At 69.3% G+C, this 18263-nt stretch carries 12 protein-coding genes; 5 read left to right on the forward strand and 7 right to left on the reverse strand.

Annotation, left to right across the window (positions count from 1 at the left end):
* A complete protein-coding gene (locus ACZZZN_RS09350) occupies positions 1 to 1095 on the reverse strand; it encodes a YlbL family protein (protein WP_463504884.1) in 1095 nt (364 codons plus the stop codon).
* Between the two features lie 118 nt (positions 1096 to 1213).
* Here ACZZZN_RS09350 and ACZZZN_RS09355 point away from each other — a divergent pair, with 118 nt between their 5' ends.
* Positions 1214 to 2620 (forward strand): zinc-dependent metalloprotease, encoded by a 1407-nt coding sequence (locus ACZZZN_RS09355; protein WP_463504885.1) that lies wholly within the window; start codon positions 1214 to 1216, stop codon positions 2618 to 2620.
* Between the two features lie 785 nt (positions 2621 to 3405).
* Here ACZZZN_RS09355 and ACZZZN_RS09360 read toward each other — a convergent pair.
* Both ACZZZN_RS09360 and nudC read right to left on the reverse strand, forming a co-directional pair.
* Complete coding sequence (locus ACZZZN_RS09360; protein WP_463504886.1) at positions 3406 to 5127, reverse strand: ATP-dependent helicase; 1722 nt, start codon at positions 5125 to 5127, stop codon at positions 3406 to 3408.
* Entirely contained in the window at positions 5124 to 6020 is an 897-nt protein-coding gene (gene nudC, locus ACZZZN_RS09365; RefSeq protein WP_463504887.1) for an NAD(+) diphosphatase, read from the reverse strand. The genes ACZZZN_RS09360 and nudC overlap by 4 nt, the downstream gene beginning before the upstream one ends.
* 96 nt (positions 6021 to 6116) lie before the next feature.
* Here nudC and ACZZZN_RS09370 point away from each other — a divergent pair, with 96 nt between their 5' ends.
* Entirely contained in the window at positions 6117 to 7406 is a 1290-nt protein-coding gene (locus ACZZZN_RS09370) for a phosphotransferase (RefSeq protein WP_463504888.1), read from the forward strand.
* On the opposite strand, the gene ACZZZN_RS09375 is transcribed toward ACZZZN_RS09370, so the two are convergent.
* Together ACZZZN_RS09375 and ACZZZN_RS09380 are read right to left on the reverse strand one after the other, a co-directional pair.
* Positions 7352 to 10798 carry a UvrD-helicase domain-containing protein gene (locus ACZZZN_RS09375; RefSeq protein WP_463504889.1) on the reverse strand — a complete coding sequence of 1149 codons (3447 nt, stop codon included), beginning with the start codon at positions 10796 to 10798 and terminating at the stop codon, positions 7352 to 7354. The two genes, ACZZZN_RS09370 and ACZZZN_RS09375, sit on opposite strands and share 55 nt — an antisense overlap.
* On the reverse strand, positions 10795 to 14028 hold the full coding sequence (locus tag ACZZZN_RS09380; RefSeq protein WP_463504890.1) for an ATP-dependent helicase: 3234 nt from the start codon (positions 14026 to 14028) through the stop codon (positions 10795 to 10797). Before ACZZZN_RS09380 ends, ACZZZN_RS09375 begins: the two co-directional genes overlap by 4 nt.
* A 185-nt stretch (positions 14029 to 14213) precedes the next feature.
* Here ACZZZN_RS09380 and ACZZZN_RS09385 point away from each other — a divergent pair, with 185 nt between their 5' ends.
* Together ACZZZN_RS09385 and ACZZZN_RS09390 are read left to right on the forward strand one after the other, a co-directional pair.
* Complete coding sequence (locus ACZZZN_RS09385; RefSeq protein WP_463504891.1) at positions 14214 to 14438, forward strand: DUF3107 domain-containing protein; 225 nt, start codon at positions 14214 to 14216, stop codon at positions 14436 to 14438.
* A gap of 7 nt (positions 14439 to 14445) precedes the next feature.
* Positions 14446 to 14733: a hypothetical protein gene (locus ACZZZN_RS09390; protein WP_463504892.1), complete on the forward strand. Its 288-nt coding sequence runs from the start codon at positions 14446 to 14448 to the stop codon at positions 14731 to 14733.
* A 114-nt stretch (positions 14734 to 14847) separates the two neighbouring features.
* Here the strand turns inward: ACZZZN_RS09390 and ACZZZN_RS09395 are convergent, their stop codons facing one another.
* The gene (locus tag ACZZZN_RS09395) at positions 14848 to 15561 is read right to left on the reverse strand and encodes a ferritin-like fold-containing protein (RefSeq protein ID WP_463504893.1); all 714 of its coding nucleotides are present in this window, start codon (positions 15559 to 15561) and stop codon (positions 14848 to 14850) included.
* 167 nt (positions 15562 to 15728) lie between these two features.
* Here ACZZZN_RS09395 and ACZZZN_RS09400 point away from each other — a divergent pair, with 167 nt between their 5' ends.
* On the forward strand, positions 15729 to 17246 hold the full coding sequence (locus ACZZZN_RS09400) for a DEAD/DEAH box helicase (RefSeq protein WP_463504894.1): 1518 nt from the start codon (positions 15729 to 15731) through the stop codon (positions 17244 to 17246).
* Between the two features lie 100 nt (positions 17247 to 17346).
* Here the strand turns inward: ACZZZN_RS09400 and ACZZZN_RS09405 are convergent, their stop codons facing one another.
* The gene (locus ACZZZN_RS09405; RefSeq protein ID WP_463504895.1) at positions 17347 to 18222 is read right to left on the reverse strand and encodes a PHP domain-containing protein; all 876 of its coding nucleotides are present in this window, start codon (positions 18220 to 18222) and stop codon (positions 17347 to 17349) included.
* Between the last annotated feature and the right edge of the window lie 41 nt (positions 18223 to 18263).

Below are 18263 nucleotides of genomic sequence, written 5' to 3' on the forward strand. Positions count from 1 at the left end.
TCACGGCGAGGTCACGACGTCGCAGCTCGGAAGGGATTCGACGTCGCCGCCGTCGGCGATCACCTCGAGAGCCTCCAGCGAGTCGTCGAGGGTGGCGGTGCGGATCACCGTGAGCCCGTCCGGCACGTGCCCGACGACCTCGTCGCAGTTCGACTCCGGCGCGAGGAAGAAATCCGCGCCGGCGTCGCGCGCACCGTAGAGCTTCTGACGGATCCCCCCGATCGGGCCGACAGTCCCGTCGGCTTCGATCGTGCCGGTGCCCGCGATGTTCTCTCCCCCGTTGAGCTCGCCCGGAGTGAGCGTGTCGACGATGCCCAGGGCGAACATCATGCCCGCGCTCGGCCCGCCCACGTTGTCGAGCTGCAGGGTGACATCGATCTCGAAGTCGTAGTCGGTGCGCAGAGTGACGCCGATCAGCCAGGTGGTCACGTCGCCCTCGACATTCTTCTCGGGTGCGATCTCGACGTCCTGCTGCTCGCCGTCGCGCAGCACCGTGAGCATGACCGGGTCTCCCCCGGCATCCTGGATCGCCTCCCGGAGCTGCTTCGCAGAATCGACCGGAACTCCGCCGATGGCCGTCACGACGTCATCGGTCTCGAGAGCGCCCTGAGCCGGCGAGTCCTCGAGCACGTCGACGACAGTGACTTCGGCGCCCGTGTCGTACCCGAGCGCGTTCAGGGCCGCCGCGGTCGCCTCGTGCTGGGAGTCGACCATGAGCGTGGCGTTGCGCTCGTCCCGCTGCTCTGTGGTCACCCCTGCGGGGAAGACCGAGTCGAGCGGCACGACCGCCCGCGAGCGGTCCATCCAGGCGAGAGCGAGCTCGAACCAGCTGGGCGTGCGCTCACGGTTCCCCACGACCTGCACCGTGGTGAGGTCGAGCGTGCCCGCGGTCTCGAACGTCTCCGCGCCCTCGATGTTGATCAACGGCACCTGCTCGCCGTCGGCATCCGCCGCGGTGCCGAGTGTGTCGTACACGGGCCCCGGTCGCTGGATCACGTAGGGCGTCGGCAGGAAGGTCAGGACGACGAGCGCGACCAGCGCGACGACCAACGCCCAGACTCCCAGTCCGAGCCGCACGGGCCGGGTTCGATCCACAGGGTTCCTCCGTCGTTCGCGGGCGGCGTACAGCTATCTGTCCGCGTTCGGGGTCTCGCGGCCGCTCCTGTGACTAGCGTAGAGGCCACGGCTTCAGACGTGCTGAGAGGCGACAGCGATGGCAGACAACGACCCGACCCCCGAGGACTTCGAGGAGTTCCTCCGACGAATGATGTCCGGCCAGGGAGCCGGCGACATCGATCCTGAGGCGCTGCGCGATGCGCTCTCGGGAATGGACGGGCTCCAGCTCGATCCGGCCATGATGCAGACGATCATGGCTCAGCTTCAGGGCGCCTTCGGCGGTGACCCCTGGGAGAACTCGCTCCGACAGGCACTTCACATCGCCAACCGCGACGGTCTCGGCATCGACGACGGCTCGCGGACCTCGTTGACGGACTCGTTCGCGCTGGCGGATCTGTGGCTCAGCGAGGCCACCACCATCTCCGAGCTCGCGGATTCGCCCAAGGCGATGACCCGAGGCGAGTGGGTCGAGGCGACCCTGCCCGTGTGGAAGGAGATCGCGGAGCCCGTGTCGACGAGCATCGCCGACGCGTTGACCAGTGCGCTCGACACGCAGGTCCCGGAAGACATGCGGGGCCTCGTCCAGGGCGCGGGGAAGCTCATGCGCGGACTCGGCGGTTCCGTGTTCGCGGCGCAGTTCGGTCAGGTGCTCGGCAATCTGTCACTCGAGGTCGTGTCCGGCGGCGACGTCGGCATCCCCGTGCTCCCCGCCGGAACCGCGGCGGTGATCCCGCAGAACCTCACCGCCTTCGGCGAGGGACTCGAGATCCCCGAAGACCAGATCACGCTCTATCTCGCGACCCGCGAACTCGCATACGCGCGACTGTATCGGCACGCCAAATGGCTGCATCTGCACGTCATGGCGCAGATCACCGACTTCGCGCGTGGCGTGACTGTCGACGTCGACGCACTCGAAGACGTCGCGAGTCGACTCGATCCGTCGAACCCGGAAGAGCTCCGCGCGGCGATCGAGGGCGGTGCGCTGCTTCCTTCGCAGAGTGAAGCCCAGAGCGAGGCCCTGGCGCGACTCGAGAACCTGGTCGCCACGATCGACGGTTGGGTCGACGTGGTGACCGCACAGGCGACCTCCCGTCTTCCCGACGGTGCCCGCATCGCCGAGGCCGCACGTCGCCGACGTGCGGTGGGAGGCCCTGCCGAAGACGCGCTGGGTGCGCTCGTGGGTCTGAAGCTGCGACCGCGTCGGTTGCGGGAGGCCTCCGCGATGTGGCAGGCGGTGACCGACGCCGTCGGCACCGAGGGACGCGACGCACTCTGGGACTACCCGGATCTGATGCCGACGCCCGAGGACATCGACGACCCGACGGCGCTCGTCGCACGGTTGCAGGCGACCGCTCGCGGCGAGCAGCCGGCCGCGGACGAGTTCGACGAAGCACTCGCACGTCTGCTGGACGGAGACGACTTCTCCGGAAGCGGCTCCGACGCCACCGACCACCCGCGCGACCAGGACGAGGAAGACGGCCCAGGGGGCGACCGACCGGTGTGAGCCGGCGGTCCGATCGACGCGAGTTGTCCACGGATGCTGCGGAGACGCCCAACGGGGGCGCCGAGATCCGCAGAATCGAGGGATGTCTCCGCTGACGCCCAGGATCCTCACCCGCCTCGACCCCGACGTGCCGCTGCTGTGGCGCGACGGCGAGACGTTGCAGATAGGCATCGAGGGAACGCTTCGCATCCCCGCATCGGCTCCCTGGGTCGAGTTGCTCGTCGGTCGGATGGCGGCCGGGTTCCGGCGGGGCGCGTTCGATGTGGTGGCGCACTCGGTGGGAGCGCCGCGCGGCGAGGCGCGCATGCTTCTCGCTCGCCTGGAGCCGCTGCTCGTCGATGACGCTCCCCCTCCACGCGCGGCGTGGGTGGAGACCATCGACGTTCTCGACGCTCGGTGCGAGTACCGGCTGCGGGAAGCGCTGGCAGACGAGGGCGTCGCGCCCGGCGCGCGAACCACGGCCGAAGACATCGGTGTGGTGCTGGTGGAGGGTGCGGCGGCCGCGCTGCAGTTCGCCCGCTATCTCCGCGACGACACTCCGCATCTGCCTGTGGCCCTGGAACGAGGCCGGACGACGGTCGGTCCGCTCGTCGTGCCCGGCGAGACGCCGTGCCTCTCCTGCCGCGACGAGCATGAACGAGATGGCGACCCGGCATGGCCCCGGATGCACGCCCAGCTCATCGGCAGACCGGCCGGTCCGATCAGCGTCGCCCGCATCGCCGATGCGGCTCGGCTCGCCGCGCGACTCCTGCTCACGGATTCGCAGGCGGGGTCGTTCGTCGAGGTCAGCGCCGACGGCCGCCACGAGTGGCGTTCGGTGACATTTCACGAAGAATGCCGGTGCCGCGAGATGTGGTCCCTATCTCTGCCAGGAACCGCGACGGCGCCCGCTCTCCTCGCCCTGCAGAACGAGACCACGACACCGCGAGGGTACGCGCAGCCCGCGTGACGCCGACGTAGGCGAGTCGGCGCTCTTCGTCGATCGCCTCGAAGCCCGTCGCATAGGAGATCGGCAGCGATCCCTCCGCCCACCCGGCGAGGTGCACGTGCGGCCACTCCAGTCCCTTCGCCGCGTGCAGGGTCGACAGCGTCACCGTGCGCATCGCCGGTTCGTGCTGATCCTTCGCGCGGGCCATCAGCGTGTCGCTGAACGTGCGCAGATTCTCGTCGGGCCCGGCCTCTTCGGCGAGACGCAGGATCGCCCTCCGCGCCTCCCATCCGTCCCGCTGAGCACCACCGGCCGCCGGCGGTTCATCGGAGAGGCCGAGTTCGCGGAGCACTCGCTGGACTCCGGGGAGGAATCCGTGCTCCGTCGGCGCGACCGCGGCGGCTCTCAGCGCGAGGATCGCCTGACGCACCTCGGGCATCGCGAAGAATCGCGTGCCGCCCAAGACGGACGTCGCTATCCCCTCGCCCGCAAGCGCCTGCTGCAACACCGCGGACTGGGCATGTGCCCGGTACAGGACGGCGATGTCGGCGGGCGAGGCTCCGGCTTCGATGCGTGCGGAGATCGCCGCAGCGATGCCCGCAGCCTCTTCCTGCTCGGTGTCGTATGCCGTCACGATCGGCGCCTCGGCGTTGAAGGTCTCGCGCGCGGGCACGAGCTCGAGTGCGCCGGGTCGATCATGCATCAGGGCGTTGGCCGCTTCGAGGATCGGCGCCTGCGAACGGTAGTTCGTCTCCAGCCGCACCACCGTGGCATCCGGGTGACGACGCTCGAACTCGAGGAGGAACCGCTGCTCTGCTCCCGCGAAAGAGTAGATCGTCTGGCTCGCGTCTCCGACGACGCAGATGTCTTTTCGGTCTCCCAGCCACAGCTCGAGCAGGCGGTTCTGCAGCGGCGAGACGTCTTGGAACTCGTCGACGGTGAAGTGGCGGTACTGCTCGTGGACGGATGCGGCGACACGCGGTTCCGCCTCCAGCATGCCGGCGCAGGCGAGCAGCACGTCTTCGAAATCGAGCTGGTGCCGCTCGTCTTTGAGTGCCTCGTATCTCTGCTGCAGCTCGGCGAGCTGCGGCAGATCGATTCCCGTCACCGAACGACCGAGCGCCGCATGCTGGTCGATCGAGAGCATCGAGACCTTGCGCCACTCGATCTCCGACGCGATGTCGCGGAGCGTGGCGGTGCTCGGACGCATCCGCATCGCGTCAGCGGCCTGCCCCAGCATCCGGACCTTGTTGTCGATGATCGAGGGCGCAGGCGAGCCCGCGAGCGTCGGCCAGAAGAAGTTGAGCTGTGCGAGTGCGGCGGCATGGAACGTGCGCGCGGCGACTCCCTCGACCCCGAGAGCCCTGAGCCTGCCGCGGAGCTCGCCCGCCGCCTTGGCCGTGAACGTCACGGCCATCACCCTGGACGGGGAGTATGCGCCGGTGTCGACACCGTGCGCGATGCGGTGCGTGATCACACGAGTCTTGCCGGTTCCGGCCCCCGCGAGAACGGCCACGGGTCCTCGCAGGACCGATGCCGCCTCGCGCTGTCGATCGTCGAGGGCTTCGAGCGCGCTCACGCGCGCTCCTCGAACCACGACACGATGAGGGCGCGGGCGATGGAGGCAGGGCCGGGCAGACCGACGGGACCGTCTCCGGCGAGGGCGGACCCGATCTCGTCGCGGGTGAACCACCGCACGTCGATGATCTCCTCACCGTCCGGGCGCAGCTCGTGGTCGTCGACGGCCACCGCGCGGAAACCGAGCATCAGCGACCGTGGGAACGGCCACGGCTGCGACGACACGTAGCGGAGGGACGCGAGGCGGACTCCGGATTCCTCCTCGAGCTCACGGTGGACGGTGGACTCGAGGGACTCCCCCGCCTCGGTGAAGCCCGCGAAGCAGGAGTACATCCGCCCGCCCCAGTTCGCGTTCGCGCCGAGCAGCAGTCGCTCGCCGTCGGAGCTCTCGACAGCCACGATCACCGCGGGATCGGTGCGCGGGAAGTGCTCCCGCCCGCACACGAGACAGTGCCGCGACCATCCGGCCTGGCGAAGCTCCGTCGCTCCGCCGCAGGCAGGACAGAACGGCGCATCGCGCAGCCAGCCGCCCAGCGCCAGCGCTTCGATGAGAAGCTCCGTGTCTTCGGCGCTCAGACGCGCGCCCAGGTCGCGCAGCCCGAGCCAGGTCTCGTCCGGGGACGTGTCGACGGTGTCGCCTTCGGGTGGCAGCACGGCCAGCAGGAGTGCGACGCCATGGGCGTCGCGTCCGAGAAGCGCCCACGTGGCGTCCGTGATCTGCGAGGGCGGCACCCGGAGCAGCGTGGCCGCGTCGAGGTCGCCTCCGGCTATGCGCACCCTGCCGCCACGCACGGCGATCACTCGTGTGGCCTCGTCGAAGCGGAGCCGGTCGATGACCCCCGGCTCGGTCCGGAGATCTGCGGCTCGGTCGAGGGACGTGTTCTTCGCGGTCATCGGCTCCCTCTCTCACGGGCGTGGCGGAAGCGGGACCGCCCCTGCGTCCACCTACCCTGGGGGATGGGACGCTCTCCATTCACTCTAGCCGCGGCGGTGACTGCCGCACTGCCCGGCGCGGAGGTCACGGGTGCTCGCGCCCTGTCGTCCGACGCGGACGGCCGCTTCGACTCCGCAGTCGCCACGCTGGCCGACGGGCGCGAGCTCGCCATCCGTGTCGCTGAGGATGACGAAGCCGCGCGCGAGCTGGCAGCGGAAGCCATTGCGCTCCGCGCACTCACTGCCGGCGCACGGGCCATGCTGCCCTTCCGCGCGCCCGGCTACATCGGCGAGACCCGCCTGGGTGATGCGCCCGCGCTGGTCACCGAGCTGCTGCCCGGTTTCCAGATCGACGCGGCGCTGGTGCCCGCAGGGCGCGGGGCCGCGGAATCGATGGGAACAGCGATCGCGGCCGTTCATGCGCTGCCGATCTCAGTGGTCCGCGGCGCCGGACTCATTGCGCGATCTGCGCAGGAGAGCCGGGACGAGCTCGCCCGCCTGATCGACACCGCAGCGGCCACCGGGCGGGTTCCCGCCCGATTGACCGTCCGCTGGCGCGAGGCGGTCGACGACGACGAGCTCTGGCGCTTCGAGTCCACCGTGGTCCTCGGCGGAGCGCAGGCCGCTTCGTTCGTGTTCGCGGACGAGTCCGACCGCGGCCCGGAGGTGACCGGCGTCCTGGGATGGCATTCGCTGTCGGTGGGCGACCCCGCCATCGATCTCTCCTGGCTGTCCACAGCACCGGATGCGGCAGCCGATGTGCATGCGGCGTACACGCGTTCGATGGATCGCGTCTCCGATCCGGCCCTGGAGGTCAGGGCGCGCCTGCTCGCGGAACTGGAGTTCGCGCGGTGGCTCGTGCACGGCGATTCTCTGCGCCGCACCGACATCGTGGACGACGCGGCAGCCCTGCTCAAAGCACTCGCCGACGGCCTGCACTCGGACGACCTCTCGGTCATCGCCTCGCGCGACACGGACGTGGATTCGGCGATGGACGCTCTCGACCGTGTACCGGCAGCGGCTGCCGCCGGAGCCGACACGTCGATGCAGACGGATGCCTACAACCCCGAGGATCTCTGGCATGGCCCCGACGGCGATCTGACCGACGACCTGACCGCAGCGACAGAGGCAGCTCGACGCGCTCAGGTCGGTTCGCTCGAGACGGAGGATCTCTCGGGAGTTCGCGCGTCACGGGTGCACAGCGAGCACGACGGATCCGGAGACGAAGCGCTACCCGCGCCCGCGGCCGCCGATGAGGATGACTCCGCATCGGAATCGCCGGAGGATGAGGCTCAGCGCGCCGCTCGCGCCGCACTCCAACGCTGGAAGAGCTCGAGCTCGGAGTAGACCCTGTCACCGCGGATGACGAGATCGTCGGCCACGTAGTACAGCGCCACGTCGATCTCGTCGAGCGGTACACCGAAGCGCCGGTGATAGGCGAGACGGTAGAGCGCGAGCTGCAGCATCCGCTCCTCCCGCTCCGCAGGAGTTCGCGGCGCTTTGCCTGTCTTCCAGTCGACGATCTCGATGCGACCGCCTCGGTCTTCTCGCCGGTAGACCGCATCGAGCTTGCAGATAACGATGTGGCCCTCGCCCGAACTCGTGCCGCCACCCAGGGCGAAGTCGATCTCGATCTCGACGGCGATCGGTTTCAGGCCACCCCATTCGCTGCGCTCGAAGATCTGCTGGAGACCGCCGAGATCCTCGGCGTCAGCAGGAGAGACCTCTGCGCCGCTGGCATCCGCTCCGAACGCGGGATCGTCCTCATCGATCTCCCAGAGAGCCTCGTCGACGCGATGCCCGACACCGACCAGTTCACTGCGTCGCTCCACCCAGGCATGGAACAGCGTGCCCAGCCGGGTCTGGCGGTAGGGCCGCTCGGGCATCGGACGCACGATCGATGACAGCGTGCCACCGAAGTCCGTGACGTAGTCCTTGAAACGAGAGGCGGGCACACGGGTGGGAGGCGGTGCGTCCGTACCCCGCAGCCGCGCCGCCCGTTCTGCGAGCAACCGAGTCAATTCGGGAGAGGCCACCGGGTCGCCTTCGGCCGCCGCGCGGACCGATGCGGCGGCATTCTCGACCGCAGTGCGACGCGCACCGAGCGGATCGATGGGCCACGAGAGGGTAGCGCCGGGGCCTTCGTAGGGATTGAGGTCAGGGTCGACGTCGTCGATCGTCCGCGCACCGCTCGCCTCGATCGCCTCGAGCAGGTAGGGACTCGGCGCTTTCGGCTGCTTCTGTCCCGCCCAGTGCGCGCCCGTCAGGAGCAGGTCGCTGCGCGCCCTGGTGACGGCGACGTAAGCGAGACGCCGCTCCTCCTCCTGCTGGTACTCCCGGTACGAGTCCTTGAACACCGTGAGTGCGCCCGGCGCCGTCTTACTCCTGCTCGTGAGCGAGGCGATCCCGGCCTTCAGCCGCTTGGCGGGGTCGAGCTCCTCATCGGACGGCGGAAGCCAGCTGAACGTCGGCAATGCCGCGCTGTCGCCGCGCAGAGCGAACGGCAGCACCCCGAAGCCGAACCACCCCGCCGTGTCCGTCGGACGCGAGGGGAGTTCACCCTCGACCATGCGGACGACGGCGACCGCATCCCATTCGAGGCCCTTGGATCCGTGGATCGTCAACAGCTGCACCACTCCCGGCTCTGGCGGCTCGGGTCGCGGGACCAGCTCGTCGGTACTCTCGGCCTTGTCGAGCCACGCCAGGAGGCTGGAGATGGTGCCCCGCTCGTCGGCCGCGAGGAAGGTGCGCACCTCGTCGGTGAAAGCCCGCAGTTGAGTCGCCGCGATACGCGCGGGGCCCCTCGTCTCGTTCGCCGCGAGCTCGATGTCGAGGCGCAGCTCGAGCTCGATGAGCCTCAGGAGGTCGGGAAGCGGCAGCGATGAGGCTCGGCGAAGGCGTTCGAGCATCTCCCCCGCCGCGCGTATCCGGGCCCGGCCCTCGGGTGAGATCCGCGCCAGGAGGCGGTAGTCGTCGCTGAGCCCGCGGAGCACGTCGACGGCGTCGACGATCGAGAGCGCCTCATCGGCACCGCGCGATGCGCGGATGCGCTGCCGGAGCTCGTCGTCGAGCGGCAGCAGTCCGCTGTCCCGCCGGGAGAGCTCTGCAGCGAGTTCCTGCAGCGCCGCCATGTCGGCGACCCCGACGGCGAATCGAGGTCCGACGAGGAGTCTGATCAGCGCAGATCCTGCGGTGGGGTCGTGCAACACCCGCAACGTGGAGACGACGTCGACGACCTCGGGTGTAGCCAGGAGACCGCCCAACCCCAGGATCCTGTGCGGGATGCCCTGCGCGGCGAGCGCCGCGGCGAACGTCTGCATGTGGCGTTTGGACCGGAACAGGACGGCTCCGGTGTGCGGCTTCGCGCCGTCGTCATGTGCCGCGCGTCGCGCCGCGAACCACTCGGCGACTTCACGTGCCTCGTCGTCGACCGTGAGCGGGAAGCGGATCTCGACCGTGCCCTCTCCCGCCCCAGGACGCGCCTCGAGCGGTGGCACGTCCAATCCAGGTCGGCGCAGCGGGCCGAGGACCCGATTCGCGATGCCGAGGATGCTCCGGTCGTTGCGCCAGCTCGTCATCAAGCTGTAGTTGCCGACCGTCTCCTTCTCGGAGAAGGTCCGCGCGAAGGCATGCAGGTTGTCTGCGCTGGCGCCGCGCCAGCCGTAGATCGACTGGTGCGGGTCTCCCACAGCCATCACGGCGGAATCGCGGAAGAGCCGGGCGAGGAACTGCGTCTGGATCACCGAGGTGTCCTGGTACTCGTCCAGGAGCACCACGCGATGCTGCTGTCGCAGTTCGTCACGCACATCGGGCGAGGATTCGACGATGTCGTAGGCGCCGCTGACCTGATCGGCGAAGTCCAGCACACCGCGGCGCTCCTTCTCCGCGATGTACTCACGCACCAGGACCGAGAGCGCCGGCAGGGCCCGCAGGTTCGCCGTGACTGTCGAGATGTCGGCATTGCTCCGATACGGCTCGAACGCGTCGGCCTGACGCAGCGCGATCCGATCCGCGCGTTCCAGATCCGCTCGGTGATCGAGCGAGTCACCCGCCAGTCGCTGGACCGCGTCGACCACACCGGCCACCGACCGGTCGATCTCCTCCAGCTCCGGCAGGTCGGCGCGGAGAACGATGTCCCGCGCGAGCATCCACGACGCGGCCTGGCTGAGCATGGCGACGTCGGAGTCACGGCCGATCCGTGCCGCGTGCTCCCGTACGATGCCGTCCGCGAACGCGTTGTACGTCGAGACCTTGGGGCGGATCAGCAGATCCTCGACGCCGGGCGGGATCGCCTCGCCCGCTGTTCCGTAGCGTTCTGCGAGTTCGTCGAGCACCTGAGACCTGACGACCTCCCGCTGACGGGCATTCGCCGCTCTCGACACGCGATCGAGCGCGCCACTCGCCACGATCTCGGGCAGATGCGGCAGGAGTCCCCGCCTGCCGTACTCGTCGATGAGCGCGAGCCGGACGCCGATCCGCTCCGCGAGCTCACCGGCGGCCTTGCGGGTGAAGGTCAGCCCGAGGATCTCATCACGCCGCACGTGTCCGTTCGCCACGAGCCAGACGACGCGTCCCGACATGGTCTCGGTCTTGCCGCTCCCCGCCCCTGCGACGACGAGCGCGGGCGCGGGCGGTGATTCGATCACCCGCTGCTGCGCCTCGGTGGGTGCCGGGAGCCCGAGCGCTGCGGCGACGTCGAGGGCGGAGATGCCGTTCCCCGCACCGGTCCAGGCGGTCACGCGCTCACCGCGGCGACGGTGTGGATCCGGCACGGCTGCACTCGCCACTGCGTGTCCGCGCAGTGCGATTCGACGTGCGCGGTGAAGCTCGACGCCGACATGCCTCGAGCGGCCTCCGCGATCCGGCCGAGGAAGTGCACGCGCTCGTCTCCGGCGAGAGTGTGCTGATGCGCGACACGGAAATCGCTGCCTGCCAGTGTCTTCGCCACCAGGACGAGGCGCGCTCCGGCGAGCGCCGCCGGGTCCGCGCCTGCGATGAGTCCTTCCTGCACGGCCACCTGGTAGGCCGCGAGCTGGGCGTGGTCTGCGACCTTCTGCTCGCTCTCGGGCTCGTATTTGCCCGTCTTCAGATCGACGACCACAACGCGCTCTCCGTTCTGCGCGTCTGCCATGCGGGTCCATTTCTGCCCTCGGGCCTTCGCATGCTCGCCGCCGCCGGGCGCGTATGCCTCGACCCTGTCGATGAAGCCGTGCACGATCGCTTCATGGGGGTGGGATTCCCCGTCGGTGCTCGCTGCTCGCGCGGTCGGCGGCGTACCGGCTTCCTCGGGGATGTCGACGGCGAAGCGGAATTCGACCTCACCGGCGATCACACGGCCACCGTCCGCCGCGACGTCCGAGAGATAGCTGTGCAGCCGATCGATGTAGAGCTCAGCCCGGCGGCGCTCTTTGCGTCCGATCCACGCCGTCTCGAAGTCGAGCTCCGGCCAATGCTCGGCGAGGACGTCGCGCAGGCGCTGCAGCTCACCATCTGGAACCTGCTCCATCGCCTCGTGGATGATCGTTCCGATCCCCGCAGAGGGCGGCATGACGGTGTCGCCCCCGAGCGCGGATACGGCCCAGTTCAGCTCGCACTCCTCGAAGGACTCCATCCGAGAGGGCGACACGCGCGCGGCCTCGACGGTCAGGTCGTGCAGGGGCGCATCGGTCGACGGCGGCGTCACGCCGTACCATTCGGCGGGATTCGCACCGGGCACGCGCTCGCTCGCGAGCACTGCCAGCTGGGAGGCCGCATGCTCGCGCGCGGGCGCGGAGCTAGACGATGTCAGCACGCGACGGTGGCGGGCGACGAGCCCCCGCAGAGTGAGGGGATGCTCGGCCGACGCGTGCATCTCGGGCGGATCGGGCACCGGGAGGAAGGCGAAGAACGGGCTCGGCGTCATGTCGTCGTCGTCGACGGCGGTGATCAGGAGTCGCCGACGTGCCCGCGAGATCGCGCGCACGAAGAGGCGCAGCTCGTCGTGCAGCGCCCCTCGACGTCGGTCGAGCACATCGATCGGCTGCTCGACCGTTCCGGTGCGGGCCGCGAGCAGCGCGTCGGCGAGCCTCCAGGTCTGGAGCATTCCTCCGCGGAGCCGCACGTTGGGCCAGACACCGTCCTGAACCCCCGCGACCACCACTGTGTCGAATTCGGTACCGAGAGCCGTCGCCGGAGTGAGCAACGTCACCCGTCCCGGTCGATCGGGACTGGAAAGCGAGTCCTCCGGCACCTCGCTGTCGAGGATGTCACGGACGAACACCTCGGGCTTCTCGTTGGGCGTCCGCTCGACGAACCGCTTCGCCGCACCGAACAGGGACACGAGCGCGTCGAGAGCCCTCGCGGTCTCGGACCCGCTCGCCTGCAGCGACATCTCCCGCCAGGCGACCTGCAGCTTTCGGCCGTCGACAGCGCGGGACTGGTCCCACACTCGCCAGAGGAGATCGTGGATCGTCTCGCCTGCGGCCGCGCCCTCGGCCACTTCGGCGATCGTCTGCGCGAAGCGCGCGGCCCTGCGAGACTCCTGCGAGTCGATCAGGTCGAGGTGCGCGGGCGAGGTCATCGCCTGGCGCAGCAGCTCTCGCGCCGGCGTGGAGCCGCCGTGTTCGAGCTCGATGTGGCGCAGGCGTGCTCGAAGGCGGCGCAGTCCGATGGCGTCCATCCCTCCGAACGGAGTGCGCAACGACTCCTCCCAGTCCTGGGACGAGCGCTCATCGGGTGCGGTGAGGGCCAGCCGCACGATGCCGACGATGTCGCGGACGATCGCCTCACTGCCGAGCGGCCGCTGCACACCGGCGGCGCGTGTCGGGATCTCACGGGCCGCCAGCTCGGTCTCGAGCTGAGTCACCTGGCGGGTGTCGTGCGCGATGACGGCCATGCGGTCCCACGGGACATCGTGTGTCAGATGCCATTCGCGCATGACGCCCGCGATGCGATCGAGCTCCTCATGAGGCGACGGCGCCACGAAGGTGCTGACGGCTGCTGTCGCTCCGCGCTCCTCCGGCTCGGCAGGGACCGGGGCACGCCGATGGTCGACACGACCGGACGCACCGATCGCCTGCGTGACCGTCCGCGTCAAGGTGGTGAGTGCTGCGGCCTGTCGGTGCGGGCCGTCGAGCACGTGCACCTCGCCGAGCTCGGTCGCGAGCCGTGAGAACAGCTCAGGGCTCGCGCCTCTGAACGCTCCGGAGGAGATGTCGGGATCACCGAAGGCGAGAACGGCGATACCGCGGGCTCGGAGGGACTCGACCACTGCGACGCCACCCCTCGTGAGCTCCTGAGCATCGTCGATCAGGACAGCTCTGAGATGGGCGAGAGGGCCGAGGGCCGAGGCATCTGCCGTGCGCAGGATCGCACTGGCCTCGGCGAGCAGGTCGGCGGCATCCCGATGCGCTGAGCGGGCCAGATCGAGAACCGCCCGGTACTCGACGAGGAAGTCGGCAGCAGCAGCCCACGCCGGATCGCCGGCCGCGCGGAGTTCGGGCGGCTGTGCGCCGAGCTCGACGCATTCCGCGAGGAAGGCCCGAAGCTCGGAGCGGAACCCCTTGGAGGAACGGACCGACGGGCTGAGCGCCTCGGGCCAGGCGATGCGCCCGTCTTCGGCGTCACCTGCGAGCAGCTCGGCGATGATGCGATCCTGATCGGCACCGGTCAGCAGCGCCGGAGGTTCGGCTCCTGCACGGACCATCGCTCCACGAACGACCTGGAAGGCGAACGACCCGAGCGATCGGGCGAGCGGACCGGGGGTCGCCTGACCGATCCGCACTCCGATCCGATCGCGCAGAGCCGTCGCGGCCTGTCTGCTGGGCGTGAGCACGAGGAGTTCTTCAGGACGGACCCCGCGGGAGTCGAGCAGATGCACGACGCGCTCGGTCAGGGTGCGGGTCTTGCCGGTTCCCGGTGCGCCGATGATGACGCCGGATGCCGTGACGCCAGCGCCGATCACGGCGTTCTGGGCGGCATCCTCTGTCATGTCCTCCACGCTACTGGGGCGCACGGACATCATCGGCCGGGCGGTGCCGCAGGTGCTGTGCGCTCACGGCGAAACCGGCCGCTCGGCCGATCCGAGGGCGTCGCCGCCCGGTAGAGTTGGGCGCAGTCGTCGACCTCTGTGGTCGACTCGACCACAGCATCGTCGACTGGAAAACAGGAGTACGCGTGGAAATCCGCATCGGCATCATCAACACCGGCCGCGAGCTCAGCTTCGAGACCGCATCGAGCGCGGACGAGGTCCGCACGCAGGTCGCATCGGCCCTCGAGCAGAGCACCTCACACCTGAACTTCTCCGATGTGAAGGGGAACTCGTACCTGGTTCCCACCGCGAACCTCGCGTACATCGAGCTGGGCACCGAGGAGTCCCGTCGCGTCGGCTTCTTCGCCTGACACCGCGATGTACATCCTTCTCGCGCTCATCGGGGCGTGCGCGCTCGGCATCGCCGCCCACTTCATGATCGGTGGCCGAGAACTGCGCGGAGTCGCACTGACGCCCGCGATCGCCACGGCTCTGGCCGCTGTCGTCTACACCGGGCTCCAGTGGTCGGGTGTCGGCGAGGACAGCATCTGGCTCTGGCTCGCCAGCGTTCTGGGCGCGGTCGTCGTGGCCGCTGCGCTGACCGTCGCTATCGTCGCGCTCCGTCGCCGGTCCGACGCCACGGCCAAGGCCGCACTCGGCATCTGACCGCTCGTGGACGAGCCATCAGCTGATCGGAGTCTCGTTCGGCGTGATGATTCGGCGCCTCGAGCGGATGCGCGCGCAGGCGGTCGAGCGGATGCGCGCGCAGGCGGTCGAGGTCTAGGAGGCCAGCCCCATCGCGTCCATGCGCCGCGCATGCGCTCCCATGAGCTCGGTGTAGACGAGCTCGACGCGGTCTTCGCTCATGGCGGCGAGCTCGGGCTGCCGGAGAGCCGACCGGCAGACGAGGATCGTGTCGCCGACCAGGCGACGAGCCCACATCGAGAGCAGCGAGCGCCACTCGCCGTCGCCGTCGATCGTCTCCTGGATGATCGCGACGATCTCGTGCCGAGCATCGTCTTCGCTGAGGATCTCCGCCACGCGCTCGCCGGTCTCGCCATAGCTCGACGCGAGCGCGAAGTAGAAGTCGTCGAGCATTCCCGCCGTGATGTAGACGGCGAGGAGGGTCTCGCGCGGGCGCGCACCGATCGTCTTGCGGCGGAACGCGTCGAGGTTCTCCCGGAACGGGAGCATGAGCTGGGTGGGATCGTCTCCGCGCTCGGCGATCAGATCGACGATCGCCCTGTGCTTCGTCAGTGCGGCGCCGGCAGCACGTGACAGCGACTCCTTCTCGGACAGCTCCGGTGTCGCCCTGATCAGACGGGTCAACGTCTCGAAGTAACCGAGTTGCAGGTACGCCGCCTGCCCCAGGAACCGGGTGAGCTCGGGGGCGAGTTCGGCGAAGTCGACGCGCGTCGAAGTGCCCTGCTCCCCGCGACTGCGCAACGTCATCGTCCGGCGGGGCGCCCTACGCTTCCAGAACCAGTTCACCACGGGGTTCACAATACTCGGGCGACGCGCCCCTTCCGGGCGCGACCACCCCCTCGGGTAGGCTGGTACTGTCCCCGCCGTCGGAGCGGGGCCCGCGCCTGTGGCACATGAGACGGCGTGGATCCGTGAAACGGGCGATCCTCGCAGGTCGCCGGACAGGCATCTGAACATTGACTACCTTCGCTGATCTCGGAATCGATCAGGACATCATCGACGCTCTCGCCTCCAAGGGCATCGTCGATGCGTTCCCCATTCAGGAGCAGACCATCCCCCTCGGCCTCCCCGGCCAGGACATCATCGGACAGGCCAAGACCGGAACCGGAAAGACCTTCGGGTTCGGCATCCCCGTCGTTCAGCGACTGGGGCTCGACCCCGAGCACGGCGTCAAGGCGCTCATCGTCGTTCCGACCCGTGAGCTCGCGGTGCAGGTGTACGAAGACATCGACCTGCTCACCAGCAACCGTTCCACCAGCGTCGTGGCGATCTACGGCGGCAAGGCCTACGAGGGCCAGATCGACCAGCTCAAGGCCGGCGCGCAGATCGTGGTCGGCACACCGGGGCGCCTCATCGACCTGGCGGGCCAGCGCCTGCTCGACCTCTCGAACGCCACCGAGGTCGTTCTCGACGAGGCCGACAAGATGCTCGACCTCGGCTTCCTCGCCGACATCGAGAAGATCTTCCAGAAGGTCCCCGCCGTTCGTCACACGCAGCTGTTCTCGGCGACGATGCCCGGCCCGATCGTCGCCCTGGCGCGCCGGTTCATGTCGAACCCCATCCACATCCGCGCGACCGACCCCGACGAGGGGCTCACGCAGGCGAACATCAAGCACCTCGTCTACCGCGCGCACTCGCTCGACAAGGACGAGATCATCGCCCGCATCCTGCAGGCCGAAGGCCGCGGCAAGACCGTGATCTTCACGCGCACCAAGCGCGCAGCCCAGCGTCTCGTCGACGAGCTCGGCGATCGCGGCTTCAACGTCGGTGGCGTGCACGGCGACATGGGGCAGGACCAGCGCGAGCGATCGATGGCTGCGTTCAAGGCCGGCAAGAAGGATGTCCTCGTCGCGACCGACGTCGCGGCACGCGGTATCGACGTCGACGACGTGACCCACGTGATCAACCACACGATCCCCGACGAGGACAAGACGTACCTGCACCGTGCGGGCCGCACCGGACGCGCGGGCAAGACCGGAATCGCCGTGACCTTCGTCGACTGGGAGGACCTGCACAAGTGGGCGCTGATCAACCGCGCTCTCGAGTTCGGGCAGCCCGACCCCGTCGAGACCTACTCGTCGAGCCCGCACCTGTTCGAGGACCTCGACATCCCCGCCGGCACCAAGGGTCGCCTGGTGAGCGCACCCAAGGCCGAGCGGCCCGCACGGACGCCGCGACCCGAGCGCGCTGCGGATGCGGCTGCAGAAGCTGCTGGCGAGAGCGGAACCCGTCGTCGTCGCCGTCGCCGCAGTGGCGAGGCACCGGTGGGTTCGACCTTCGCGGAGGGCGTGTCCGAGACGGCGACCGCCGACTCTTCATCGGCCCCCGCCGCCGACCGCAGCGCTGAGGGCGCCGGCACGCACGACGGTGCCGGCAAGGAGCACCACGACGGCAAGCCTGCACCCGCACGCCGTCGCCGTCGCCGTCGCGGCGGATCCGGCGCCGCCGGTGCCGCGCCCGTCACCGGCGCCTGACGGACACCCGGAGCCTGACGAACGATTCGATGGGGCGGATGCTGCTGCGAGCAGCATCCGCCCCATCGTCGTGAGCGGCACACCTCGCGCCCGCGCCCACTCACGCGTAGGTGGGCACCGACCCCGTCGCGCGGTCGATGAGTCGTGCCACCATCTCATCGGTGGTCGTGTTCTCGCCGGGGAGATTCGGCTTGCCGGCACCGTGATAGTCGCTCGAACCCGTGACGATCAGATCGTGTCGGGCGGCGAGCGTGTGCAATGTCCGTTTGCCCGCTTCCGTGTTCTCGCGGTGATCGATCTCGAACCCGCCGAGACCGGCCGCGATGAGCCTCTCGATGAAGGGCACCGGCATCATCCGGTCGCGTCCAGCGGTCACCGGATGCGCGATGACGGCCACTCCCCCGGCGTCGGTGATGAGTCGCACCGCCGTGATCGGGTCAGGAGCGTAGTGCGGCTCGTAGTAGCCCTCACGCGGATGAAGGATCCCGTCGAACGCCGCCGTGCGATCGGCCACGATCCCTCGCGCCACCAGCGCGTCGGCGATGTGCGGGCGTCCGACCGTCGCATCCGGGGTCGTCTGGGCGACGACGTCGTCCCAGACGAGATCGTAGTCACGACCGATGTTGCGCACGATCCGCTCGGCACGACCGACACGGTCTCCTCGGATCCGCTCCGTCTCGGCTCCCAGCGCGTCATCGCGCGGATCGAAGAGATAGCCCAGCACATGCACGCTGCGCCACTCGTGCTTCGCGGACAGCTCCATCCCGGGGACGAAGGTCATGCCGAGCTCGACGGACTGCAGAGCGGCCTCCTCCCATCCGGAGGTGCGATCGTGATCGGTGAGTGCGAGCGTGCGAACGCCATGCGCGTGGGCCTGCCGCAAGACCTCCGCGGGCGTCTCGGTGCCGTCGGAGTGGTTGGAGTGCAGGTGCAGGTCCGCCGGACCTGTGAAACGGTGGGATCGAGCGACGGCCATCTTCCGAGAGTACCCACGCCTGGGAGGAACGGGGGCGCGCG

This window comes from Microbacterium sp. AC145, from assembly GCF_979258505.1.